The organism is Pseudoxanthomonas koreensis (assembly GCF_010093225.1).
GTDB classification, from domain to species: domain Bacteria; phylum Pseudomonadota; class Gammaproteobacteria; order Xanthomonadales; family Xanthomonadaceae; genus Pseudoxanthomonas; species Pseudoxanthomonas koreensis.
On record NZ_PDWM01000003.1, the window covers coordinates 42,447 to 65,892 of the forward strand.

18 protein-coding genes are annotated in these 23,446 nt (G+C 71.3%); 12 read left to right on the top strand and 6 right to left on the bottom strand.

Translation table 11 applies throughout. The annotated features are described in order from the left end of the window. The first annotated feature begins 166 nt into the window (after positions 1-166). A complete protein-coding gene (locus CSC64_RS01740; protein WP_162433676.1) occupies positions 167-886 on the top strand; it encodes a hypothetical protein in 720 nt (239 codons plus the stop codon). 150 nt (positions 887-1,036) lie between these two features. On the opposite strand, the gene rlmM is transcribed toward CSC64_RS01740, so the two are convergent. From rlmM to CSC64_RS01755, 3 genes are read right to left on the bottom strand one after another with little or no spacing between them, the layout of a single operon-like run. Continuing rightward, positions 1,037-2,089, bottom strand: coding sequence for a 23S rRNA (cytidine(2498)-2'-O)-methyltransferase RlmM (gene rlmM / locus CSC64_RS01745; RefSeq protein ID WP_162433609.1), 1,053 nt, complete (start codon positions 2,087-2,089; stop codon positions 1,037-1,039). A gap of 40 nt (positions 2,090-2,129) precedes the next feature. Continuing rightward, the gene (locus CSC64_RS01750; RefSeq protein ID WP_162433610.1) at positions 2,130-2,690 is read right to left on the bottom strand and encodes a nucleoside deaminase; all 561 of its coding nucleotides are present in this window, start codon (positions 2,688-2,690) and stop codon (positions 2,130-2,132) included. A gap of 11 nt (positions 2,691-2,701) precedes the next feature. Next, entirely contained in the window at positions 2,702-4,450 is a 1,749-nt protein-coding gene (locus CSC64_RS01755) for a glutamine--tRNA ligase/YqeY domain fusion protein (RefSeq protein ID WP_162433611.1), read from the bottom strand. 94 nt (positions 4,451-4,544) lie between these two features. Here CSC64_RS01755 and CSC64_RS01760 point away from each other — a divergent pair, with 94 nt between their 5' ends. Both CSC64_RS01760 and msrA read left to right on the top strand, forming a co-directional pair. Then, on the top strand, positions 4,545-4,805 hold the full coding sequence (locus CSC64_RS01760) for a putative signal transducing protein (protein WP_162433612.1): 261 nt from the start codon (positions 4,545-4,547) through the stop codon (positions 4,803-4,805). Between the two features lie 11 nt (positions 4,806-4,816). Next, a complete protein-coding gene (gene msrA / locus CSC64_RS01765) occupies positions 4,817-5,479 on the top strand; it encodes a peptide-methionine (S)-S-oxide reductase MsrA (RefSeq protein ID WP_162433613.1) in 663 nt (220 codons plus the stop codon). Between the two features lie 95 nt (positions 5,480-5,574). On the opposite strand, the gene CSC64_RS01770 is transcribed toward msrA, so the two are convergent. Next, the gene (locus tag CSC64_RS01770) at positions 5,575-6,552 is read right to left on the bottom strand and encodes a transaldolase (protein ID WP_162433614.1); all 978 of its coding nucleotides are present in this window, start codon (positions 6,550-6,552) and stop codon (positions 5,575-5,577) included. Between the two features lie 222 nt (positions 6,553-6,774). On the opposite strand from CSC64_RS01770, the gene pyk reads away from it, so the two are divergent. Together pyk and CSC64_RS01780 are read left to right on the top strand one after the other, a co-directional pair. Next, on the top strand, positions 6,775-8,241 hold the full coding sequence (pyk, locus tag CSC64_RS01775; protein ID WP_162433615.1) for a pyruvate kinase: 1,467 nt from the start codon (positions 6,775-6,777) through the stop codon (positions 8,239-8,241). Between the two features lie 101 nt (positions 8,242-8,342). Then, positions 8,343-9,353, top strand: coding sequence for a class I fructose-bisphosphate aldolase (locus tag CSC64_RS01780; RefSeq protein WP_162433616.1), 1,011 nt, complete (start codon positions 8,343-8,345; stop codon positions 9,351-9,353). A gap of 161 nt (positions 9,354-9,514) precedes the next feature. Here the strand turns inward: CSC64_RS01780 and CSC64_RS01785 are convergent, their stop codons facing one another. Both CSC64_RS01785 and gshB read right to left on the bottom strand, forming a co-directional pair. Then, positions 9,515-10,405 carry a TonB family protein gene (locus tag CSC64_RS01785; protein WP_162433617.1) on the bottom strand — a complete coding sequence of 297 codons (891 nt, stop codon included), beginning with the start codon at positions 10,403-10,405 and terminating at the stop codon, positions 9,515-9,517. Next, the gene (gene gshB / locus CSC64_RS01790) at positions 10,402-11,373 is read right to left on the bottom strand and encodes a glutathione synthase (RefSeq protein ID WP_162433618.1); all 972 of its coding nucleotides are present in this window, start codon (positions 11,371-11,373) and stop codon (positions 10,402-10,404) included. Before gshB ends, CSC64_RS01785 begins: the two co-directional genes overlap by 4 nt. Before the next feature lie 223 nt (positions 11,374-11,596). Between gshB and pilG the strand changes: the two genes are divergently transcribed. The 7 genes from pilG (at position 11,597) to CSC64_RS01825 (ending at position 23,369) form a co-directional block, all read left to right on the top strand. Beyond that, entirely contained in the window at positions 11,597-11,998 is a 402-nt protein-coding gene (gene pilG, locus CSC64_RS01795; RefSeq protein WP_162408292.1) for a twitching motility response regulator PilG, read from the top strand. Between the two features lie 19 nt (positions 11,999-12,017). After that, positions 12,018-12,380, top strand: a complete 363-nt coding sequence (locus CSC64_RS01800) for a response regulator (RefSeq protein ID WP_162433619.1) — start codon at positions 12,018-12,020, stop codon at positions 12,378-12,380. 1 nt (position 12,381) lies between these two features. Beyond that, a complete protein-coding gene (locus tag CSC64_RS01805; RefSeq protein WP_162433620.1) occupies positions 12,382-12,912 on the top strand; it encodes a chemotaxis protein CheW in 531 nt (176 codons plus the stop codon). 35 nt (positions 12,913-12,947) lie between these two features. Further along, entirely contained in the window at positions 12,948-14,984 is a 2,037-nt protein-coding gene (locus tag CSC64_RS01810) for a methyl-accepting chemotaxis protein (protein WP_162433621.1), read from the top strand. Positions 14,985-15,084: 100 nt separating this feature from the next. After that, positions 15,085-21,690 carry a hybrid sensor histidine kinase/response regulator gene (locus CSC64_RS01815; protein WP_162433622.1) on the top strand — a complete coding sequence of 2,202 codons (6,606 nt, stop codon included), beginning with the start codon at positions 15,085-15,087 and terminating at the stop codon, positions 21,688-21,690. Continuing rightward, complete coding sequence (locus CSC64_RS01820) at positions 21,683-22,864, top strand: chemotaxis protein CheB (protein WP_238389713.1); 1,182 nt, start codon at positions 21,683-21,685, stop codon at positions 22,862-22,864. Before CSC64_RS01815 ends, CSC64_RS01820 begins: the two co-directional genes overlap by 8 nt. Before the next feature lie 31 nt (positions 22,865-22,895). Continuing rightward, positions 22,896-23,369, top strand: a complete 474-nt coding sequence (locus tag CSC64_RS01825) for a chemotaxis protein CheW (protein ID WP_162433623.1) — start codon at positions 22,896-22,898, stop codon at positions 23,367-23,369. The last annotated feature ends 77 nt before the right edge of the window (positions 23,370-23,446 follow it).

The following is a 23,446-nucleotide window of genomic DNA, read 5'->3' on the forward strand; positions in this document are numbered from 1 at the left end:
GTTCGTGCGTGCGGCCCGCGCAGCACGCGCCCTGGCACGCAGGCCCGCGCGAAGGGAAGCCCGCCGGGCGGGCCCGGCGCCACAGGCGCGGCGTAAGATGCCTGCGGCAGTCCCGGCTGCTGCGACGGGCACCGCCGATACTGGCGCATTGGAGGAGAGCAAGCCGATGCAACCGCTGGAACTGAACGACCCGGCCGCGTTCGCCGCCGAATTCCTGCGCCAGACCCAGCTGCAGGGTTTCGGCGCGCTGAGCCGGCGCGACATGGAGTTGCTGGTGTTCGTGCTGCTCGAACGCGACGGCGCGATCGACCGCAACGCCAGCAACCACGCCGCCGCCCAGCAGCTGCGCGTCACTCCGGCGAAACTGCGCGCGCTGCGCCGCGACGGCTACGCGCGCTGGCGCCAGCTGGTGGCCGAGCCCGCCGACGCCGCGCTGCGCCGGATCCTCGGCAACGTGCTGGCGTCCGCCAACCTGCGCGCCGGCAGCCGCCATGTCAGCGAGCGCAGCCGCAAGGACGGTTTCCTCGCCGTGCGCGTGGAGCATCCCGACGACCGCCAGCTGTTCGAACAGGCGATCCTCGATGCTGGTGCGCTGCCGGTGTACGAGCGCAATCGCGAAGTGCTGGCGGTGCGCTTCGATACCCTGGTGGCGCTGGCCGAGCGCAGCGGTTTCCTGCAGCCGGACACCGAAGCGGTGGTGAAGGAACTGCGCAGGCTGGCGCCCGGTTCGGAGGAACTGGCCGACCTGCTGAAGAAGGACGTGGCCAAGCTGCGCTGGGAAGACGCGCGCAACGCGCTCAACAGCCTCGGCGCCAAGGCCGTGTCGACCAGCGCCGAGGGCGCGGTGAAGGCGCTGCTGAAGCTGGTGTTCCCGTTCCTGCCCTGAGCTGGCGCCGTCGCGGTCGTTTGCGCCTGGCCCCGTGCGGCATCCGGCTGCTGTCTGTAGGAGCTGACTTCAGTCGGCGACACGGCGCCGCCGGCACAGGCGACGCCGCTGTGATTCCGCGTCGACCGTTTCGCCGACTGAAGTCAGCTCCTACAAGGGCGTGGCGAAGACGGTGATCTCTTCGCGGTCGTGGTAGAGCTGTTTCGCGCGCACCTGCAGCGGGCGCCCGGCCTGCGCGGCGAACAGGTCCAGGCACAGCCGGGTCTCCTGCCAGCGCTTCTTCATCGGCAGCTTGAGGTTGAACACCGCGTGCCGGCACCAGCCTTCGCGGAACCACTGCGCCATGCGCGCGGCGACCTTGGCCGGCTGCTCCACCATGTCGCAGACCATCCAGTCCAGCGGCCGTGCCGGCTGCCAGTGGAAGCCGTCGGCGCGCAGGTGCTCGACCAGGCCGGTGTCGAGCACGTGCTGGCGCAGCGGGCCGTTGTCGACCGAGGTGACGCGCAGGTGCTGGCGGGTGAGCACCCAGGTCCAGCCGCCGGGCGCGGCGCCGAGGTCGGCGGCGGTCATGCCCGGGCGCAGCAGGCGTTCGCGCTCGCCGGCGTCGAGCAGGACGAGGAAGGCTTCCTCCAGCTTCAGCGCCGAGCGCGAAGGTGCGTCGGGCAGCAGCTTCAGCCGCGGGATGCCCAGCGGCCACGGCGCGCTGTCGCGCGGATCGGCCAGCGCCAGCAGCGCGTGGTCGCCGGCGAGGAAGCACACGTGCAGGCGCGGCAGCCGCGGATCCTCCTTCGGCGAAAGGACGCCGGCCTTGCGCAGGGCCGGGCGCAGCGCGTTGCCGAAGCTGCGCGCCAGCGCCGACAGCGGCTTGCCCGCGTCCGAATCCGGATGCTCGACCCACAGGTCGCCGATGCGCAGGTCGCCGGGCAGTGCGGCGAGCAGCGGGGTGAGGCGGTCCTTCGGATCCAGTCCGCGCAGTTCGGCGAACAGGCGCAGCTTCTGCCGTGGGAACACCAGGTCGCGGAAGGGCAGGGCGCGGTCCAGTGCCCGTGCGTCGGCCTCGTCGCCAGTGACGAACAGTACGTAACCATCGTCGCGGCTGGCGCGTGCATAGCCGGCGATCCCGGCCATTGCCGCGCGCTCGCCCAGTTCGGCGGCCAGCTCCGGTTCGAAGCCCTGGCGGCAGTAGCCGAGCAGGCCGTTCATGCGTGTTCCCGGCGTCGCGCGCGGCACGCGTTGCCACGCATCAGTAGTTCTCGCCGCCGCTTTCGCCGTAGGCGCGCAGCACCGCGCGCGCATCGGTGCGCAGGATGTCGCGGGCCACGGCGATACCGCGCTTCTCCAGTTCGCCGATCCAGTCCGCCGGCAGCGGGCCTTCGTCGAACTCGGTCAGTTCCATCACATCCTCGGCGCGGGCGCCGATCAGCAGGCGGTCGATGCCGGCCCAGATGGTGGCGCCGTAGCACTGGCAGCACGGTTGCGAGGAGGTGGCCAGGGTCACCGGCGCCAGCACGTCGTTCAGGCGCGGCGCCTGCAGCCGCTGCTGGGCGAGCATGTAGGCCATGTTCTCCGCATGCGCCAGCGAGGTGGTGTGCGGCACCACCCGGTTCACCCCGGCGGCGATCACCCGATGATCCGGGCCGAACACCACAGCGCCGAACGGCCCGCCGCTGCGCGCCTCGACATTGCGCCGCGACAGTTCGATCGCCAGCGCGACCTTGTCCTCGTCTGAGACGAAGGTCGCCGCCTGGTCGAACGCCTCGTGGATCCAGGCGGGCAGGGTGAGGTGGACCTGGGCGTAGAGCATGGCCGCCGCGCTCAGCCCGCGGCCCAGGTGTCGCGCAGGGTCACGCTGCGGTTGAACACCGGCTTGCCTGGCGCATGATCGCGGCGGTCGGCGACGAAGTAGCCGGTGCGCTCGAACTGGAACGACTGTTCCGGCACGGCCTGCGCCGCGGCCGGCTCGACCCAGCCCTGCACGGTCTTCTTCGATTCCGGGTTGAGGTGGTCGCGGTAGGTCTTGCCGTCGGATTCGTCGTCAGGCTTTTCCACCGAGAACAGGCGGTCGTACAGGCGGATCTCGGCGGCCACCGCATGCGGTGCGCTGACCCAGTGGATGGTGCCCTTGACCTTGCGGTTTGCGCCTTCCATGCCCGGGCGCGATTCCGGATCCAGCCAGCCGCGCAGTTCCACGACCTGGCCGGCGTCGTCCTTCACCACCTCGTCGATGCGGACGATGCCGGCGCCGCGCAGGCGCGCTTCGCCGCCGGGCACCAGCCGCTTCCAGCCCTTCGGCGGGACCTCGGCGAAATCCTCGCGCTCGATCCACAGCTCGCGCGCGAACGGCACCTGGCGCTCGCCCTGCGACTCGTCCTTGGGATGGTTGGGGAAGGTGAGCGACTCTTCATGGCCCTCGGCCAGGTTGGCCAGCACCAGCTTCAGCGGATCGACCACGGCCATCCGCCGCGGCGCGACCGCGTCCAGGTCCTCGCGCAGGCAGCCTTCCAGTACCGAGAAGTCGATCACCGAGTTCTGCTTGGAAATGCCCACGCGATCCACCAGCAGGCGCAGCGAGGCCGGCGTGTAGCCGCGGCGGCGCAGGCCCTGCAGGGTGTACATGCGCGGATCGTCCCAGCCGTCGACCAGGTTCTCGGCGACCAGCTGGGTCAGCTTGCGCTTGCTCATCACCGTGTAGTTGATGTTCAGGCGCGAGAACTCGATCTGGCGCGGCTTGGCCGCTTCCTTCGGCAGGCCGCGGGCGAGCAGCGGTTCGAGCAGGTCGGGGTTGCCGGCCAGGTCGACGTTGTCCACGCACCAGTCGTACAGCGGGCGATGGTCCTCGAACTCCAGCGTGCACAGCGAATGGGTGATGCCCTCGATCGCGTCGCCCAGGGCATGGGCGATGTCGTACATCGGGTAGATCGGCCATTCGTCGCCGGTGTTCTGGTGCTCGACGTGCTTGATCCGGTACAGCGCCGGGTCGCGCAGGTTGATGTTGCCCGAGGCCATGTCGATCTTCGCGCGCAGGGTGCGGGCGCCGTCGGCGAACTCGCCGGCGCGCATGCGCGCGAACAGGTCCAGGTTCTCCTCGACGCTGCGCTCGCGGTACGGCGAGTTGCGTCCCGGTTCGGTCAGCGTGCCGCGATAGGCGCGCACCTCCTCGGCCGACAGGTCGCAGACGAAGGCCTTGCCGTCGCGGATGAGCTTGAGCGCGGCCAGGTAGTACACGCCGAAGTAGTCCGAGGCGTGGCGCAGGCTGGCCCAGTCGAAGCCCAGCCAGCGCACGTCGTCCTGGATCGCGGCGACGAACTCCGGGTCTTCCTTCGCCGGATTGGTGTCGTCGAAGCGCAGGTTGCAGCGCCCGCCGAACTCGGCGGCCACGCCGAAGTCCAGGCAGATCGCCTTGGCATGGCCGATGTGCAGGTAGCCGTTGGGCTCGGGCGGGAAGCGGGTGCGGATCGCGGTGTGCTTGCCGCTGGCCAGGTCCTCGCGGACGATCTGGCGGATGAAGTCGCGCTTCTCCGGGAGGGCGTCGGCGGGCGGGGCGGGCGTGTCGGAAAGGGACATGGAGCGGGGGAGTCGAAGGCCAAACCGGCAGTTTAGCCGAGCGGCCCCGGCGGCGGGCCGTCGGGCGTATGCTTCGGGCAGCCTGGAGAACGCCATGCAGGTCGTCTACCGCGCCCACAACCTGATCGACGCCCATCTCGCCCGCCACGCGCTGGAGGATGCCGGCATCCCTGCCTTCGTCTTCGGCGAGAACCTGCTTGGCGGTGCCGGCGAACTGCCGCTGTTCGGCGTGCTGCGGGTCTGCGTGCCCGACCCCTGCGTACCCGACGCGGACGCGGCGTTGCAGGCGGCGGGCTTGGGTGGCGACGAACCCGACCCCATTCCTGATGGCGAACCCGGCCTGTTGCCGGCCTGACGGAGCCCGCGATGACCCCCGGATCCCTGCCCGGTCCGCCCGGAGTCGGCGCCTGGAAGCAGCGGCTGCCGCGCGACCAGGACCTGCTCCCGGGCCGCGAGCAGCCCTTGCCGCTGCACAACGCCCACCACGTGCACGGCCGCCCGCTGCGCGGCGATTTCCCCGGCATGGAAACGGTCGACCTCGGCCTGGGCTGCTTCTGGGGCGCCGAGCGCAGGTTCTGGCAGCTGCCGGGCGTGTTCACCACCGCCGTCGGCTACGCCGGCGGCGGCACGCCGAACCCGACCTACGAGGAAGTGTGCTCGGGCCGGACCGGCCACGCCGAGGTGGTGCGGGTGGTCTACGACCCCGCGCAGGTGGATTTCGCCACCGTGCTGAAGACCTTCTGGGAGAGCCACGACCCGACCCAGGGCATGCGCCAGGGCAACGACATCGGCAGCCAGTACCGCTCGGCCCTCTACTGCCACACCCCCGCCCAGCACGCGACCGCGCTGGCCAGCCGCGACGCCTACCAGGCATCGCTGCAGGCCTCCGGCTACCCGCCGGTCACCACCGGAATCGCCTGGCCGCCGCCGCCGTTCTTCCACGCCGAGGACTACCACCAGCAGTACCTGTCGAAGAACCCGGCCGGCTACTGCGCCCTCCGCGGCACCGGCATCTCCTGCCCCTTGTAGGAGCCCACTTCAGGGGGCGACCCGACACCGTCCGGTGACGCTGCGCCCTACGCGGCCCCCACCGGAGCCGGCGCTCTTGCGGCCCCCTTCCCGCGTCAGGCCAGCCGCTGCGCGATGTCCGCGCGCAGCGCGTCCAGGTCCCTGGCGAAGGCGGCGATGCCCTCCGCCAGCTTCTCGCTGGCCATCGCATCGGCAGCCAGGTCGGCGGCGAAGCGGGCCTCGTTCACCGGGACGATCACCCGCTCCTCGCGCGGCAGCGGCGCCAGCCGGCGCTCGACGTGGCCATCGGAAGCCTCCAACTGCTCCAGCAGCTCCGGCGAGATGGTCAAGCGGTCGCAGCCGGCCAGCGCCAGCACCTGCTCGACCGAGCGGAACGAAGCCCCCATCACCACCGTGGCCGTGCCGCGTCGCTTGAACTCCGCGTAGACCCCGCGCACGAACACCACCCCCGGATCCTCGTCGATCGTGGCCGGCACCTGGCCGCGGGACTTGTACCAGTCGAGGATGCGGCCGACGAAGGGCGAAATCAGGAACGCACCCGCCTCGGCGCAGGCGATCGCCTGGGTCGGGTTGAAGATCAGGGTCAGGTTGCAGTCGATGCCCTCGGCCTGCAGCTGGCGCGCGGCCTCCACGCCTTCCCAGGTGGCGGCAACCTTGATCAGGATCTTGTCGCGCGGGACGCCGCGCTCGGCATACATGGCCATGAACTTGCGCGCCTTGGCCACGGTGGCGGCGGTGTCGTGGGCCAGGTCGGCGTCGACCTCGGTGGAGACCCGGCCGGGGACCAGGCCGGCGAGCATCGCGCCTACGCCGACGGTGAGGCGGTCGGCGACTTCGTCCACGACGGACTTGTCCGCCACCGCCTGCGTGCGCGCCCAGGCCAGCTCGCGCTCGATCAACTCTGCGTACACCGGCAGGCCCAGCGCCTTCTTCACCAGGGTCGGGTTGGTGGTGCAGTCGACCGGGCGCAGGCGGACGATCGCGTCGTAGTCACCGGTGTCGGCGACGACCACGGACAGTTCGCGCAGTTGCTGCAGGCGGGAAGGGAGGGCGTCGGAGGCGGTGGTGCTCATGGGGTGCGCAGGTCTCGCGGGGCAGAGGGCTTTCCATCGTAGCCTGCACGGCCACCCGAAGCCCGCCTGGATGGGTGCAAGACCGTTGTCGTTGCAACCTTTCGCCGTCCGCCGGCGTACGTCCGCCGTGCCTTCCGGGTGCCGATGACAGCGCTGCCACCGGTGTCGGGATGTGATAGCTTCCGGTGTCTTTCCCGCCTCCTTCACACAGCCCATCCGCACATGAGCGAACGCCAGCGCCGCACCAAGATCCTCGCCACCCTCGGACCGGCGACCGATGCGCCCGGCGTGCTGGAGGCGCTGTTCCGCGCTGGGGTCAATGTCGTCCGCCTGAATTTCTCGCACGGCGACCCGTCCGGCCAGGCCAAGCGTGCCGCCGACGTGCGCGCCGCCGCGCAGCGGGTCGGCGTGGAGATCGGCATCCTCGCCGACCTGCCGGGGCCGAAGATCCGCATCGAGCGCTTCGCCGGCGGCAAGGTCACGCTCAAGGCCGGAGAGCGCTTCGACCTGGTTGCCTCGCCCGACGCACCTCCGGGCGACGCCACCCAGGTCGGGGTCAGCTACCTGGGCCTGCCTGGCGACGTGAAGCCCGGCGACGTGCTCCTGCTCGACGACGGCCTGATGCAGCTGCAGGTGGTCGAGGTGCAGGGCGAGCGCATCGTCAACACCGTGCTCAACGACGGTGTGCTGTCCGACCGCAAGGGCCTGAACAAGCAGGGCGGCGGCCTGTCGCTGGGCGCGCTGACCGAGCGCGACAAGGAGCTGATCGGGATCGTGGCCAAGATCGGCGTGGACTTCATCGCCGTATCGTTCTGCCGCAACGCGCAGGACATGCACGACGCCCGCGCCGTCGCCCGCGAGCATGGCTGCGACGCGGCACTGGTGTCGAAGATCGAGCGCACCGAGGCGATCGAGAACCTGGCCGAGATCGTCGAGGCTTCCGACGTGGTGATGGTCGCCCGCGGCGACCTGGGCGTGGAGATCGGCGATGCCGAGCTGCCGGGCCTGCAGAAGAAGATCATCCGCGAGTCGCTGCGGCAGAACAAAGTGGTGATCACCGCCACCCAGATGCTGCAGTCCATGGTCGAAAGCCCGATCCCGACCCGCGCCGAGGTGCTGGACGTGGCCAACTCGGTGATCGACGGCACCGACGCGGTGATGCTCTCGGCCGAGACCGCCGCTGGCGCGTATCCGGTCAAGGCGGTGGAGGCGATGGCCCGCATCTGCCTGGGCGCCGAGCGCCAGTTCCAGACCGAGACCGACTTCGGCAAGGCCCAGCGTGGGCTGGAGCGCGCCGACCAGGCCATCGCCATGGCCACCATGTTCCTGTCCGAACACGTGGGCGTGCGCGCGATCGTGGCCATGACCGAATCCGGCGGCACCGCGCGCTACCTGTCGCGTTTCCGTTCCAGCGCGCCGATCTACGCGATCACCCGCCACGACGGCGCGCGCCGGCGCATGGCGCTGATGCGCGACGTGTTCCCGATCAACTTCGACAGCCGCGGCCTGACTCCGCGCGAGGCCGCGCGCGGCAGCATCCGCCTGCTGGTCGATGCGAACCTGCTGCAGGCCGGCGACCGCGTCGTCTTCACCAGCGGCGAACACATGGAACCCCACGGCGCGACCAACACCTTGCGCCTGCTCGAAGTCGGCCAGGACGGCCGCGCCAGCGGCCTGGGCGACCTCTGACGCTCCGCGCCGGGGATCCCTGCGCGGCCCCGGGCCAAGGGAGCGAGTTCACCCGGCGGCTTATAATCTGCGGCCCCCACCGCTGCGCCGCAGGTCCCCCCATGAGCATCGAACAGCTTGCCGAGACCGCCCTGGCGATGGTCGCCCCCGGCAAGGGCGTGATCGCCATCGACGAGTCCACCGCCACGATCGGCAAGCGCTTTGCCGCCGTGGGCATCGAGAACAGCGAAGAGAACCGCCGCGCCTACCGCGAGTTGCTGCTGACCGCGCCGAAGCTGTCCGCGCACATCTCCGGCGCGATCCTGTACGACGAGACCCTGCGCCAGTCGACGAAGGACGGGGTGCCGTTCGCGAAGTACCTGGCCGACAACGGCATCCTCCCGGGCATCAAGGTCGACCGTGGCACCGTGCCGCTGGCCGGTTTCCCCGGCGAGCTGGTCACCGAGGGCCTGGACGGCCTGCGCGGCCGCCTGGAGGAGTACTACCGGCTGGGCGCGCGCTTCGCCAAGTGGCGCGCGGTGATCAACATCGGCGAGGACATCCCCACCGGCACCTGCATCGAGGCCAACAGCCACGCGCTGGCGCGCTATGCCGCGCTGTGCCAGGAGCAGGGGCTGGTACCGATGGTCGAGCCGGAGGTGCTGATGGACGGCGAGCACGACATCGAGACCTGCTACGAGGTCACCGAAGCGGTGCTGCGCTCGCTGTTCGGCGCGCTGTACGAGCAGAACGTGCTGCTGGAGGGCACGATTCTGAAGGCCTCGATGGTGGTCTCCGGCAAGGGCTGCGAGGAGCAGGCCGACGTGCAGGAGGTGGCCGAGTCCACCCTGATGTGCCTGAAGAGCACGGTCCCGGCGATCCTGCCCGGCATCGTCTTCCTCTCCGGCGGCCAGGACGACGAGCACGCCACCGCGCACCTGGACGCGATGAATCGCCTGGGCCCGAACCCGTGGCCGCTGAGCTTCTCCTACGGCCGGGCGATGCAGCAGGCCGCGCTGGCGCTGTGGGCGAAGGACACGACCGCCAACTTCGCCAAGGCCCAGCAGACCGTCCTCGCCCGCGCCCGCGACAACGGCCAGGCCGCGCTGGGGCAGTGGAAGGGGCCGGGCTGAACCGGCAGCCCTTCACCGTGTAGGAGCCCACTTCAGGGGGCGACCCGACGAGGCTGGAAGGCGTTGCGGTCAACCGCAGCCTCGGGGAGGTCGCGTTCAAGCGCCGCTGTGTCCAGCCTCGTCGGGTCGCCCCCTGAAGTGGGCTCCTACAGGGAGCGGCGTCACTCCGTCCGCATCGTCCCCGCGGGCACGAACACCCAGGTGCGGGTCACGTGCAGGATGTCGACGTTGTCCTTCGTCTCCGGCAACGGCGGGAACGGTTCGGCCAGGCCGACCATCCGCAGCACGCCCTCGTCGAGCAGCGGCGTGCCGCTCGAACGCAGGATCCGCGTGCTTTCGACCGTCCCGTCGCGGCGCACGCCCACGCTGACCACCACCTGCCCGCCGAGCCGCCGCCGCCGCGCTTCGTCCGGGTAGTTGAGGTTGCCGATCCGCTCGGCGCGGTCCACCCACGCCCGCAGGTAGTTCGCGTACGCGTACTCGCGCGTGCTCGCCGACACGAACTTGCGCGTCGGCCGCTTCGCGTACAGCTCCGAGCGCAGGTACACCTCCGCCGCCAGCCGCGCCATCTCCGCGTCGCGCGCCGCCCGTGCCGCGCTCACCGGCGGCAGCGGCGACTCCAGCGGCTCGCGCGGCTGCGCCGCCACCACCGCCTCCTCGCCGCGCCGGCTGGCCACCACCCGCGCCTGCGGTGGTGGCGCCTGCACGGCGGGGTTCTGCTTCTGCGGCAGCGGCGCCTGGCCGGGTTCGGCCAGCGGGATCGCCCCGGCCTGCAGGTCGCGCGGTCGCTGCGCCTTGTCGTGCTCGCCACCGCCGCGGTTGTTGGCCTGGGCGAGGAAATCGGCCTGCTCCGGGCTCAACTCGGTCTGCGTGCGGCTGAAGATCACGTCCAGGGTCGGCACCAGCGGGGCCTCGCCCTTGAAGGCGAAGCCCAGCCCCAGGATCAGGATCCCGTGCACCAGCAGCGACAGCACCACGGTGGCGTTGAGCCGCTGGCGCGGGCCGATGGGCGCGGGGCGGGGCGGTGCAGCGGCGGCCGCGGTGGCGCTCATGCGCGGGCGGCGGCCGCCACCGGGCCGGCTTCGATCGCGTCGAACAGCAGCCCGGCGATGTTGAGCCCGAACTGCGCGTCGAGCTCGCGCACGCAGGTCGGGCTGGTCACGTTCACTTCGGTCAGCCAGTCGCCGATCACGTCCAGGCCGACGAAGCGCATGCCGCGACGGCGCATCTCCGGGCCGACCTGGGCGGCGATCCAGCGGTCGCGGTCGCTGAGCGGGCGGCCTTCGCCGCGGCCGCCGGCGGCGAGGTTGCCGCGGAATTCGTCACCCTGCGGGATCCGCGCCAGGCAGTAGTCCACCGGCTCGCCGTCGACCAGCAGGATGCGCTTGTCGCCCATGGATATCTCGGGCAGGTAGCGCTGGGCCAGGGCCAGCTTGCGGCCGCCGTCGGTCAGCGTCTCCAGGATCACGTTGAGGTTGGGGTCGCCGGCCTGGCTGAGGAAGATCGAGCGCCCGCCCATGCCGTCCAGCGGCTTGAGCACGGCCTTGCCCTGTTCGCCCACGAACGCCTTCAGTTCGGCCGGGTCGCGGCTGATCCGGGTCGGCGGGCAGCACTGCGGGAACAGCATCGCCGCCAGCTTCTCGTTGTAGTCGCGCAGCCCGCGCGGGTCGTTCACCACCTGCGCCCCGGCCAGCCGGGCCAGGTCCAGGACCTGGGTGTCGTAGACGTACTCGGCGTCGACCGGCGGGTCCTTGCGCATCAGTACCACCTGGCCGGGGCCGAAGGCCAGTTCCGACCAGGCGCCCAGCTCGAACCAGCCGGCCTTGTCGTCGCGCACCACCAGCGGCGCTGCTACCGCCACCGCCCGCCCGCCATGCAGCGACAGCCCGCCCGGGCGCACGTAGTGCAGCCGGTGGCCGCGGCGCTGGGCCTCCAGCAGCATCGCGAAGGTGGTGTCCTTGGCGATGCTGATCGACCCGATCGGGTCCATCACCACGATGACGTCCAGGGGTGCGGCCATATGCGTAAACGGCAAGGGGGACCGGGGATGTTAGCCGATCGTGCCGGCGCCGCCCCGGCCGCCGGGAATGCGACCGGGACCACAAAATGGGACGCTGTTCGCATCTCCCCGTTCAGGCTGGCCCGCCGGCGCGTTCGGGCTTGACAGCCCTTGGCCGTGCTGGGATATAGACATCTCTCGCAGTGGCGCCGCAGAAGCGCCACGCGCATGGGGAATTAGGGTAATGACTGACAACACGGCCCCGACCGGGGCATTGGGCGGCTTGCGGGTCATGGTTATCGATGACTCCAAGACGATCCGGCGTACGGCCGAGACGCTCCTGAAGCGCGAAGGCTGCGAAGTGGTCACCGCCAGCGACGGCTTCGAGGCCCTGGCCAAGATCGCCGACCAGCAGCCGCAGATCATCTTCGTCGACATCATGATGCCGCGCCTGGACGGCTACCAGACCTGCGCGCTCATCAAGGGCAACCAGAAATTCAAGTCCACGCCGGTGATCATGCTGTCCTCGAAGGACGGCCTGTTCGACAAGGCGCGCGGCCGCATCGTCGGCTCCGAGCAGTACCTCACCAAACCATTCACCCGCGAAGAACTGCTGGGCGCCATCCGCACGTACGTCAACGCCTGACCGGGGGGCAGGCAACAACATGGCTCGAATCCTGCTGATCGAAGACTCGCCGACCGACCGCGCGGTCTTCACCCAGTGGCTGGAACGGGGTGGCCACCAGGTCATCCTCGCCACCAATGCCGAGGACGGCATCGACATCGCCCGCAAGCAACTGCCGGACCTGGTCCTGATGGACGTGGTCCTGCCCGGCATGAGCGGCTTCCAGGCCACGCGCGCGCTGAGCCGCGACGCGGCCACGAGCAAGATCCCGGTGCTGATCGTCAGCACCAAGAGCATGGAGACCGACCGCGCCTGGGGCATGCGCCAGGGGGCGGTCGACTACGTGGTCAAGCCGCCGCGCGAGGAGGACCTCCTCGAGCGCATCAACCAGCTGGTCGCCTGACATGCGCACTCCCTTCGACATCCTTTCCGACTACGAGCAGCGCAGCCTGGCCCACGCGGTCCAGCTGCCGGCCCGCGAACTGGGTCCGGAGACCTGGCGCGGCGTCGGCTACCGCATCGGCGAGCGCCGCCTGGTCTCGCAGTTCGGCGAGGTGGTCGAAATCCTGTCGATGCCGCCGGTCACGCCCGTGCCCGGCGCGCAGCCCTGGCTGCTGGGCATCGGCAACCTGCGCGGCAACCTGTTCCCGGTGATCGACCTGAAGCTGTTCCTCGAGGGCGAACGCACCGTGCTGCACGAAGGCCAGCGCGTGCTGGTGATGCGCCAGCAGGGCGGCGACGTCGCCCTGACCATCGACGAACTCTACGGCCAGCGCAGCTTCGGCGAGGAGCTGGCGGTCGACCCGGCGCCGCTGGCGCAGGGGCGCTACGCCCACTTCGTCGACCGCGCGTACCACAGCGACGGTGCCGACTGGGGCGTGTTCTCCCTGTCGCGCCTGGCCCGCACTCCCGAATTCCGCCAAGCGGCCGCCTGAACGGCCGCCCGCATTCGCACTGAGGTTCACAACGCATGAGCACCGCACCGGACTCCCCCAAGACCAGCCGCCTGGGCAGCGTCAGCACCGGCTTCTGGCTGGTCCTGCTCGCGCTGTCGGTCGTCGTCTTCGGCCTCAACACCGGCGTGGCGACCTGGCAGGGCAGCCGCCTGGCCGGCGCCAGCACCGGCGCCGCCGACCTGCAGGTGCTCTCGCAGCAGCTTGCCAACCAGGGTCGCGACGCGGTCGCCGGCAACGCCGAGGCGTTCAGCGCGTTCCGCGAGACCAAGGCGCAGATCGACACCACCGTGGCCGGTCTGCAGGGCCGCTTCGGCGAGGAGCCGGGCGTGTCCGGCCAGCTGCAGGGACTGGCGGCGGTGTGGAAGCCGCTGGGCGAGAACGCCGGGCAGATCCTGGCCTCCGAGCCGGCGGTGCTGGCCCTGGCCGGCAACGCCGACCGCTTCACCGGCCGCGTGCCGCAGCTGCAGGCGCAGCTCAACGAAGTGGTGCGCGCGATGGCCGCCAGCGGCGCGCCCAGCTCGCAGGTGTTCAGCGCCCTGCAGCAGGTCGTGGTCGCGGGCACCATGGCCCGGCGCGTGACCGAAATCCGCGCCGGTGGCCCCGGCGCGGCCGCCGCCGGCGACGCGCTGGCGCGCGACGCGGTGGTGTTCAGCCAGGTGCTCGAGGGCCTGACCAAGGGCAACGAGGAACTGGGCGTGGCGCCGGTCCGCAACGCCGCCGCGCTGGCCGCGCTGGAGCAGTCGCAGGCGCAGTGGACCGAGATGCGCAAGGACCTGGAAGCGATCCTGGCCAGCTCGCGCAACCTGTTCGCCGCGCAGTCGGCGGCCGCCAGCCTGACCAGTGGTTCGGCCGGCATGCTCGATTCGAGCAAGAAGCTGTTCGACGCGTTCTCCGCGTTCGGCTCGGTGCGCGACCCCCGCCTGTTCCCGAACTTCTGGCTGGGCATTGTCTCCGGCGTGCTCGCGCTGCTGTCGCTGATCGGCTTCGTCTGGGCCTCGGTGCGCAGCCGTGCCCGCGAGCAGGAAATCCGCTACCAGGCGCAGGTGGAGTTCAACAGCCGCAACCAGCAGGCGATCATGCGGCTGCTGGACGAAATCAGTTCGCTGGGTGAAGGCGACCTGACGGTGAAGGCCTCGGTGACCGAGGACATGACCGGCGCGATCGCCGACGCGATCAACTACGCGGTGGACGAGCTGCGCCACCTGGTGACCACGATCAACGACACCTCGGTGCAGGTCGCCGCCTCCTCGCAGGAAACCCAGGCCACCGCGCTGCAGCTGGCCGAGGCCTCCAACCACCAGGCCGAGCAGATCACCGCCGCCTCCGGCCGCATCAACGACATCGCGGCGAGCATCGAACAGGTGTCGCGCAACTCCACCGAATCGGCGGAAGTGGCGCAGCGCTCGGTGGTCATCGCCGCCGAGGGTGCGGGCGTGGTGCGCGAGACGATCCAGGGCATGGACCAGATCCGCGACCAGATCCAGGAGACCTCCAAGCGCATCAAGCGCCTGGGCGAGTCCTCGCAGGAGATCGGCTCGATCGTGGAACTGATCAACGACATTTCCGAGCAGACCAACATCCTGGCGCTCAACGCGGCGGTGCAGGCCGCGGCGGCCGGCGAGACCGGCCGCGGCTTCGCGGTGGTGGCCGACGAAGTGCAGCGACTGGCCGAACGCACCTCCGGCGCGACCCGGCGAATCGAAGGCCTGGTCCAGGCCATCCAGGCCGACACCAACGAGGCGGTCAGCTCGATGGAGCAGACCACCGCCGAAGTGGTGTCCGGCGCGCGCCTGGCCGAGGACGCCGGCACCGCGCTGACCGAGATCGAGCGCGTGTCCAACGCGCTCAACGACCTCATCAAGAACATCTCGGTCGCCGCGCAGCAGCAGGCCGGCGCGGCCGCCGACATCACCAAGACGATGGGCGTGGTCCAGCAGATCTCCGGACAGACCTCGCGTGGCGCGGGACAGACCGCCGACTCGATCGGACACCTGGCGCAGATGGCGGCTGACCTGCGCCGCTCGGTGGCCGACTTCAAGCTGCCGGCCTGAGTGGCGCGCGACGGGGAATGATTTCGATGACGATGGATCGCTACAAGCACGCGCCGTGCCACGGCGCCGCCGCACGGCGCAGCCTCGCCGGGGGTCGCCGATGAGCGCCCTGCGCGAAGCGATGAGCCATGCGGTGCTGGGGTGGGTCAAGCCGGAGCTGGACGAGACGCTGCGCCAGGCGCGCAACGAGATCGAGGCTTTCGTCGAGGACCCGGCCGACACCAGCCGCATGCGTTTCTGCGCCGGCTACCTGCACCAGGTGCAGGGCACGCTGCGCATGGTCGAGCTGTACGCCCCGGCGATGGTCGCCGAGGAGATGGAGCTGCTGGCCCAGGCGGTGCAGCAGGGCGCGGCCAACGACCGCGACGAGGCCTGCGCCACGCTGATGCGCGGCACCGTGCTGCTGCCCGACTACCTCGAGCGCCTGCAGAACGGCCACCGCGATATTCCTATCGTGCTGCTGCCGCTGCTCAACGACATCCGTGCCGCGCGCGGCGCGGCCGGGCTCAACGAGAGCGTGCTGTTCGCGCCGGACCTGAGCCGTCCGCTGCCCGGGCAGGTGCCGGAAGCCTCGCCGCTGCCGTGGAACCAGCGCCAGGACGCCGTTGCCGGCGCCCAGGCGCGGTTCGAGCAGGCGCTGGCCGACTGGCCGGAACAGGGCGTTCCGGCCGATGCGGCCGCGCTCGCCGCCGCCGCCACCACGCTGCTGGAGAACGCTCGCCACGACACCACCCGGCGCATGCTGTGGGTGCTGTCCTCGGCCGCCGACGCGCTGCGCGACGGCGCCCTGGCCGCCAGCGACGCGCTGCGCGGCGCCTTCGCCGGCATCGCCCGCGCGGTGCGCCAGGCGCACGATGACGAATCCTTCCCGGTCGCCGCGCAGGGCGTGGCCAGCCAGGAACCGACCCGTCAGTTGCTGTACCTGGTCGCCCAGGGCGGCCAGGCATCGCACCCGGCGCTGGACGCGCTGCGCGAAGCCTTCGAGCTGGACGTGCACGCCCCCAGCGAAGCCGAACTCGACCACGCCCGCGGCAGCCTGGCCGGGCGCAACCGCGACCTGCTCAACACCGTCGGCGGGGTGGTCAAGGAAGAACTGCTGCGGGTGAAGGATGCGCTGGACCTGCACCTGCGCACCGGCGGCGACGCCACCGCGCTGCAGCCGCAGGCCGCCGAACTGGGCAACGTCGCCGATACCCTGGGCATGCTCGGCCTGGGCGTGGCCCGCGACGTGGTCCTGCAGCAGCGCGAGGCGCTGGATGCGATCGCCTGTGGCGAGAAGCCGGCCAGCGAGAGCGCCCTGCTCGACATCGCCGGCGCGCTGCTTTACGTCGACGCTTCGCTGGACGACCAGGTCGCGCGCCTGGGCGCAGGCGAGGAGGGCGGCGACGATTCCGCCGCGGTCGAAGCGCGGCGCACCGTGGAGGTGCTCGCGCACGAGGCGATCGCCAATTTCGCCGCCGCGCGCGAGCATTTCGTCGCCTTCATCGAGACCAACTGGAACCACGCCCGGCTGGAGGACGTGCCGCGGCTGCTGGCGGAGGTTTCCGGGGCCCTGCGCATCCTCGACCTGCCGCAGCCGGCCGACTACCTGGAAGGCGTGCGCCGCTACATCGATGCCGAACTGATCAGGCGCCGGCGCGTGCCCAGCGGTCGCCAGCTGGACACCCTGGCCGATGCCATGGCCAGCCTCGAGTACTACCTGGAAGCGCTGCGCGATCGCCGGCCCAACCGCGACGAGATCCTGGAGATCGCGCGCAGCAGCCTGGAAAGCCGGAGTTACTGGCCGCTGCCGGCCGAACAGGACGAGCAGGACGAACAGCAGGAAGAGGTGGCCGCCGCCGCGCCGGTGGCCATCGCCGCCGCCGCTGCCGCCGCGCCGCTCGCCGCGCATGCCTCTCCCTGGGACCCTGTCGCGGCCGAACAGGACGCCGTGGCGCCGGCCGCAGCGGAAGCCGAAGCCTTCGTCGCCGCGCCCGAAGCCGAGGCGCTTGCACTGCCGTCGCTGGACATCGAGTTGCCGGCGATCGCGCCAGTGCCTTTCGAGGCGCCGGCCGCCGCCGAGGTGGCCTCGCACTGGGTCAGCTTCGACCCGGTGGCCGCCGAGGACCCGGTCGTGCCCGATGCACCCCTCGAAACCGCGGAGATCGCGGAAGCCACTGAAGACGCCGATGCCGCCGAAACCGGCGCCGCCCCGGCGCTTCGCGGCATGCCGGTGGGCGAGCCTGGCCAGTGGATCGACCTGAGCATGAAGGTGCAGCCGGACCTGCGCCCGGCGCAGGTCTACGAGAGCACGGTCAGCCGCATCGAGCTGGACGCCGAGTCGCATTCGCTGGTCGCCGAGATCAGTGCGGCCGCTGCCGGCCTGGACGTGCCGGGCGACAGCGCGGCGGCGCAGCCCGACGAGGCTGTGTCGTCTTCGCCGCCCGTGGTCGGCGGTTTCGACGAGAGTGCCGACATTGACGCCGACATCCGCGAGGTCTTCCTCGAGGAGTTCGACGAGGAGCGCGACAACCTGGCGCGGCTGGTGCCGCACTGGCAGCAGGCGCCGGAGGACATGGAGCGGGTACGCCCGATCCGCCGCGTGTTCCACACGCTCAAGGGCAGCGGCCGCCTGGTCGGCGCGCGCGCGCTGGGCGAGTTCAGCTGGAAGATCGAGGGCATGCTCAACCGCGTGCTCGACGGAACGCGTCCGCCGAGCCCGGCGGTACTGGCGATGGTCGAGCAGGCCTGCGAAGTGCTGCCGCAGTTCGACGCCGCGTTGCGTGGCCAGGACAGCATCGTCGCCGACCTGCACGCGATGGAAGCGGTCGCCGACCGCATCGCCGCGGGCGAGGACGCGCGCTACGTGCCGCGGGCCGCCGTCGCACCGGCCGCCACGGAGGTGGTGGACACGACGGACACGACGGAGGCCGAGGCTACCGACGTGGTGGAGCTGTTCGAGGACGGCACGCCCGCCTCGGTGGACAGCGTGCTGCGCGAGATCCTCGAGGCCGAGGTCGCCCAGCACCTGGAAACCGTGGACGCGTGGATCGCTGCCGCGCGCCAGGCGCCGGAGCCGGCCAGCGACGTGCTGCTGCGCGCGGTCCACACCATGAACGGCGCGTTCGCGATGACCGACGTGCCGGAGATCACCGCGGTCACCGACCCGGCCGAAACCTTCATCAAGCGTTCGCTTGCGGCCGCGCAGGTACCCGAAGCCGATGGCGTCGATGCATTGGCCGCCGCCGCCGCTGCGATCCGGACCTGCGTGCGCGCGCTGCAGGCCGAGTCGCCGCGGATCCCGCGCTTCACCGAACTGGCCGAGCGCCTGCGCGCGCTCGCCGACAGCCTGCCCGAGGCGCGCTGGCCGCAGCCGGCGGAGTACGTGCCCGAGGCGCTGGAGCCGGTCGACGCCGGCGCCGAACTGACCGGGATCGGCGATATGAGCGTCTACCTGGGCGAGGGCGGCAGCATCGACGAGGTCGCGTCCGCCGGATCCGGCGACGCGCCGGCCGATGCGGCACCGGTTGCCAGTGACGACGTCGAAGCGGTGGATGCGAGCGGGCTTGCCGACGCCAGCGAATCTGCCGAAGGCATCGAGGTTGCTGAAGCCACCGAAGCCGTCGAGGCTGCTGAAGCCGCTGAAGCCGCTGAAGCCGCTGAAGCTGTTGAAGCTGCCGGGGCCGCTGAACTAGAAGTGGCCGATGCTGCCGAGGCCGTGGAAGCCGCCGACGAGGTTCCGGCCGCAGAGGCTGTCGACGCCGAGGCCATTCCGGCCGAAACGATCGAGGCCGCGTTGTCCGACGAAGCTGCCGAAACGGTCGAAGCCGGAACCACCGAAACCGGCAGCATCGAAACCGGCGACGTCGAAGCCGAAGCCGAAGCATCCGCCGACGCTGCCGAGGTCGACGCCGCCGAGGTCGAAGCAGCAGCAACCGCCGACGCAGAAGGCGAGGCCGAAGCCGCGATCGACAGCGACGCCCTGGCGGTCGCCGCCGCGGTGTCCGCGATCGGCACGGTCGCCGTGTCCGAAGCGGAAGAAGCCGCCGCCGGAACGGCCGACGACGAAGCGGAAGCCACGTCCGCCGAGACCGACACGGCCGCCGCCGTCGAGCCCGCCGCAACCGGCGACACCGCCGGGGAAAGCATCGAAACCGCCGAGGCCGCCGAAGCGGCCGCCGCGCAGGAGGCCGTCGAACTGCCGGCCCTGGGCGAGCCCCTGCCTGAGTTCAGTACCGAGGAGGTGGCCGTGGCAGACGGTCCCATGCTCGATTTCACCGAACTGGATCGCGACCTGGTCGATATCTTCGTCGAAGAGGGTGGCGACCTGCTCGACCACATCGACGGACTGATCCAGGAACTGCGCGCCGACCCCAACACGCGCGAGGCGATCATCGGCCTGCAGCGCGACCTGCACACGCTCAAGGGCGGTGCGCGCATGGCCGGCATCGCCACCATCGGCGACCTGGGCCACGTGATCGAGTCGCTGCTCGAAGCGGTGGCCGAGCACCGCACCGAACTGCAGCGCGGTGACATCCAGCTGCTGGAGCGCGGGTTCGACACCCTGCACCGCCTGCTGCAGCAGACCCGTGCGCATCGCGCCACCTCGATGCCGCAGGCGCTGATCGACGAGTTCGAGGCCCGGATCCGCGGCGAGAAGCCGGCGCCGGCCAGCGCGGACGAAGCCGCCGACGTGGCTGAGGAGGCTGTGGAGGCCACGGACGGGGGCGAGGCAATCGTCGCCGGCCAGACGCCGGAGCCCGTCGCGGAAGCGCCGGAACCTGCCGCGGTTGCGCCCCGCGTGGTGCCGTTCCCGGCGCCCGTTCCCGGCCCGGTCCGCGAGCTGGAAGCGCTGTCGGCGCCGGTGGAAGACGAGCCGGCGGCCGTGGCCGCGGCCGACGAGGCCATCACCCGCGCGCCGCAGGAACAGGTCCGCGTCCGCGCCGACCTGCTCGACAACCTGGTCAACCACGCCGGCGAAGTGGCGATCTACCGCTCGCGCCTGGAGCAGCAGCTGGGCGCGTTCCGCAGCGCCATGGCCGAGCTGGACCGCACCAACGCCCGACTGCGCGACCAGCTGCGCCGCCTGGACCTGGAAACCGAGGCGCAGATCGTCGCCCGCTACCAGCGCGAGCAGGACAGCGCCGACCCGACCTTCGATCCGCTCGAGCTCGACCGCTTCTCGACCCTGCAGCAGCTCAGCCGCGCGCTGAACGAGTCCTCCGCCGACCTTGTCGGCCTGCAGGGCGTGCTCGACGACCTGGCCCGCCAGTACGACGTGCTGCTGCAGCAGCAGTCGCGCGTGAGCTCGGAGCTGCAGGATGGGCTGATGAGCGCGCGCATGGTGCCGTTCGACAGCATCGTGCCGCGCCTGCGCCGCGTGGTCCGCCAGGCCGCGCACGACACCCGCAAGCAGGTCCAGCTCAAGCTCGACGGCACCCACGGCGAACTCGACCGCAACGTGCTCGACCGCATGGTCGCGCCGCTCGAACACATGCTGCGCAACTCGGTCGCGCATGGCCTGGAAGCACCGAAGGACCGCCGCGCCGCCGGCAAGGACGAGGAAGGCACGATCACCATCGCGCTGCGTCGCGAAGGCTCGGAAATCGTGCTGCAGGTGGCCGACGACGGCCGCGGCCTGGACCGCGCCGCGATCCGCCGCCGCGCCGAGCAGCGCGGCCTGGTCAAGGCCGACGCCGTGCTCACCGACGCCGAACTGGACTCGGTGATCTTCGAACCCGGCTTCAGCACCTCGGAGAAGGTCAGCCAGCTGGCCGGCCGCGGCGTGGGCATGGACGTGGTCCGCAACGAAGTGCGCCAGCTCGGCGGCACGGTGGAAAGCACCTCGGCCGTGGGCGAGGGCGCGACCTTCACCCTGCGCCTGCCGCAGACCCTGGCGGTCACCCAGGCGGTGTTCGTGCAGATCGGCGACACCACCTACGCGGTGCCGGTCGCCTCGGTCAGCGGCATCGGCCGGATCTCGCGCGAGCGCTTCGATGCCGGTGGCGATGTGTACCGTTACGCCGGCGAGGAGTACGCGCTGCACGACATGGGCCTGCTCGTGGGCCAGGGCCCGGCGAAGGCCGAAGGCCAGGCCCAGGTGCCGCTGCTGCTGGTCCGCGCCGGCGACCTGCGTGCCGCGGTGGCGATCGACCAGGTGGTCGGCAACCGCGAAATCGTGGTCAAGCCGGTCGGTCTGCAGATCGCGTCGGTGCCGGGCATCTACGGTGCCACGATCACCGGCGACGGCCGCGTGGTGGTGATCCTGGACGTGGCCCCGCTGGTCCGCCGCCACCTGGCGCAGCCGGAGCGCCCGGCCTCGGCCGAGCCGGAGCAGACGCGCCACGTGCCGCTGGTGATGGTGGTCGACGATTCGCTGACCATGCGCAAGGTCACCGGCCGCGTGCTGGAGCGCCACAACTTCGAGGTGGTGGTCGCCCGCGACGGCATCGAGGCGCTGGAGCGCCTGGAAGAACGCGTGCCCGACCTGATGCTGCTGGACATCGAGATGCCGCGCATGGACGGTTACGAACTCGCCACGGCGATGCGCGCCGACGAGCGTTTCCGTGGCGTGCCGATCGTGATGATCACCTCGCGTACCGGCGAGAAGCACCGCCAGCGCGCGTTCGAGATCGGCGTGCAGCGTTACCTGGGCAAGCCGTACCAGGAGCTGGACCTGATGCGCAACGTCTACGACCTGCTGGGGATCGCCCGTGCACGTGGCTGAGCGCAAGCCCGTCGCCCTGCTGGCCCGCGCCGGCGCCGCGCGCGACCGCCTGCGCGAGGCGCTGGACGCCGCCGGCGCGGTGGTCGTGCTGGAGGAGGATCCGGGCGCGATCGACGCCGCCACCCTGTCCGCCGCCGCGCCGCAGGCCGCGCTGGTGGCGCTGGAGCCGGCGGTGGAGGATGCGCTGGCCGCGCTGGAGTCGGCACTGGAGGCCCCCGGCCTGCTGGTGATCTTCGACGAGGCCGACCTGGCCGCACGCCGCGAAGGCTGGGAAGCGCAGCGCTGGATCCGCCACCTGGCGGCCAAGCTGTACGGCCACGGCAACGTGCTGCCGCCGGGCGGCGAGCAGGACCTGGTCATCGACATCCAGCCCGGCCCGCCGGCGACTCCGGCGCAGCTGCACGCGGACGATCCGTTCGAACGGCACCTGGCCGAGGCCAGCGCGCTGGCCTCGGCGTGGCCGCAGGACCGGCCCGGTGAATCGCAGGCCGAAGCGGAGCCGTCCGCGCCGCCGCCGGTGGTCCCGGCCGCGCACGAATGGGCGCTGGCCGACGACGATGCGTTGCTGGCCGCGGCACGCGCGACCACCGCGCCGGCGGCGATGCCCGGATTCGCCAACCTGGAGCTGGTGGCGCTGGAGGCGAACGTGCCCGACGCGCTGCGCGGCGCGGTGCTGGTGCTCGCCGGCATTGGCGGACCCGACGCGGTGCGCAAGCGGCTCGCGGCGCTGCCGGCGGAGTTCCCGCGGCCCCTGCTGGTGCAGCTGCGCCTGGACGGCGGGCGCTACGACAACCTGATCAAGCAGCTGGCGCGGGGGTCGACGCTGCCGGTGAAGATGGCCATGCCGGGCGATGCGATCGTGGCTGGCACCGTGCACGTGCTGCCCGACGGCGTGTGCGTGGAGACGGCAGAGGGCGGCCTGGCGTTCGCCGACGGCGGCACCGACCCGGCGACCGTGCTGGCACCGGCGGAAAGCGCGGCGATCGTGCTCAGCGGCGCCGACCCGGCGCGCGTGGACGCGATCCTCGCCCTGGCCGGCCGCGGTGGCTACGTCGCCGGGCAATCGCTGGAAGGGTGCTACGACGCGGCGGCGGTGAACCTGCTGGCAGCCGGCGGTGCCGGACTGGCTACGCCGGCGCAACTGGCCGAACAGCTGACCGCACGCTGGCCATGATGCCGGCGCGACGTTCTAGGAACAGGAAACGATGAGCAGCTACAGCAGCGATGAAATCCGTGGCGTCATGATCCAGGTCGGCGAGGATCGCCTGCTCCTGCCCAACGCCACCGTGGCCGAGGTGCTGGCGCGGGTGGCGATCGAGCCGGTCGAAGGCACGCCGGACTGGTTGGCGGGGCAGATCGTGTGGCACGGCTGGAACGTGCCGCTGCTGTCGTTCGCGGGCCTGGCCGGGCTGGGTGCGGAGCCGGCGATGCGCAACAACCGCGTGATCGTGCTCAAGGCACTGGGCAACGATGCGGCGCTGCCGTACTTCGCGCTGCTGACCGCCTCCTTCCCGCAGCTCGTGTCGGTGCCGCGCGACAGCCTGCTGGCCGACGCGTCGGAGGAAGACCTGCCGCTCGGGGTGCAAATGCGCGTGCTGCTGGGCGAACAGGGCGCGCTGCTGCCGGACCTGGAAGTCCTCGAGAAGATGGTCGCCGAAGCGATGGCCGCCGCGGCCTGACGCACGCCCCCCTGTACGCATAAAAGGGGACGGAGGCAATTAAGCACATGTGCTTAATTGCCTCCGTCCCCTTTTTC

Bases quoted from the DNA above. Each gene is read 5' to 3' on its own strand.
- msrA (WP_162433613.1), top strand. From the start codon at position 4,817: ATGACCCCCGGATCCCTGCCCGGTCCGCCCGGAGTCGGCGCCTGGAAG.
- CSC64_RS01770 (WP_162433614.1), bottom strand. From the start codon at position 6,552: ATGAGCACCACCGCCTCCGACGCCCTCCCTTCCCGCCTGCAGCAACTG.
- CSC64_RS01740 (WP_162433676.1), top strand. From the start codon at position 167: ATGCAACCGCTGGAACTGAACGACCCGGCCGCGTTCGCCGCCGAATTC.
- gshB (WP_162433618.1), bottom strand. From the start codon at position 11,373: ATGGCCGCACCCCTGGACGTCATCGTGGTGATGGACCCGATCGGGTCG.
- CSC64_RS01800 (WP_162433619.1), top strand. From the start codon at position 12,018: ATGGCTCGAATCCTGCTGATCGAAGACTCGCCGACCGACCGCGCGGTC.
- CSC64_RS01760 (WP_162433612.1), top strand. From the start codon at position 4,545: ATGCAGGTCGTCTACCGCGCCCACAACCTGATCGACGCCCATCTCGCC.
- CSC64_RS01825 (WP_162433623.1), top strand. From the start codon at position 22,896: ATGAGCAGCTACAGCAGCGATGAAATCCGTGGCGTCATGATCCAGGTC.
- CSC64_RS01810 (WP_162433621.1), top strand. From the start codon at position 12,948: ATGAGCACCGCACCGGACTCCCCCAAGACCAGCCGCCTGGGCAGCGTC.
- CSC64_RS01780 (WP_162433616.1), top strand. From the start codon at position 8,343: ATGAGCATCGAACAGCTTGCCGAGACCGCCCTGGCGATGGTCGCCCCC.
- CSC64_RS01785 (WP_162433617.1), bottom strand. From the start codon at position 10,405: ATGAGCGCCACCGCGGCCGCCGCTGCACCGCCCCGCCCCGCGCCCATC.
- CSC64_RS01815 (WP_162433622.1), top strand. From the start codon at position 15,085: ATGAGCGCCCTGCGCGAAGCGATGAGCCATGCGGTGCTGGGGTGGGTC.
- pyk (WP_162433615.1), top strand. From the start codon at position 6,775: ATGAGCGAACGCCAGCGCCGCACCAAGATCCTCGCCACCCTCGGACCG.
- rlmM (WP_162433609.1), bottom strand. From the start codon at position 2,089: ATGAACGGCCTGCTCGGCTACTGCCGCCAGGGCTTCGAACCGGAGCTG.
- pilG (WP_162408292.1), top strand. From the start codon at position 11,597: ATGACTGACAACACGGCCCCGACCGGGGCATTGGGCGGCTTGCGGGTC.
- CSC64_RS01755 (WP_162433611.1), bottom strand. From the start codon at position 4,450: ATGTCCCTTTCCGACACGCCCGCCCCGCCCGCCGACGCCCTCCCGGAG.
- CSC64_RS01805 (WP_162433620.1), top strand. From the start codon at position 12,382: ATGCGCACTCCCTTCGACATCCTTTCCGACTACGAGCAGCGCAGCCTG.
- CSC64_RS01750 (WP_162433610.1), bottom strand. From the start codon at position 2,690: ATGCTCTACGCCCAGGTCCACCTCACCCTGCCCGCCTGGATCCACGAG.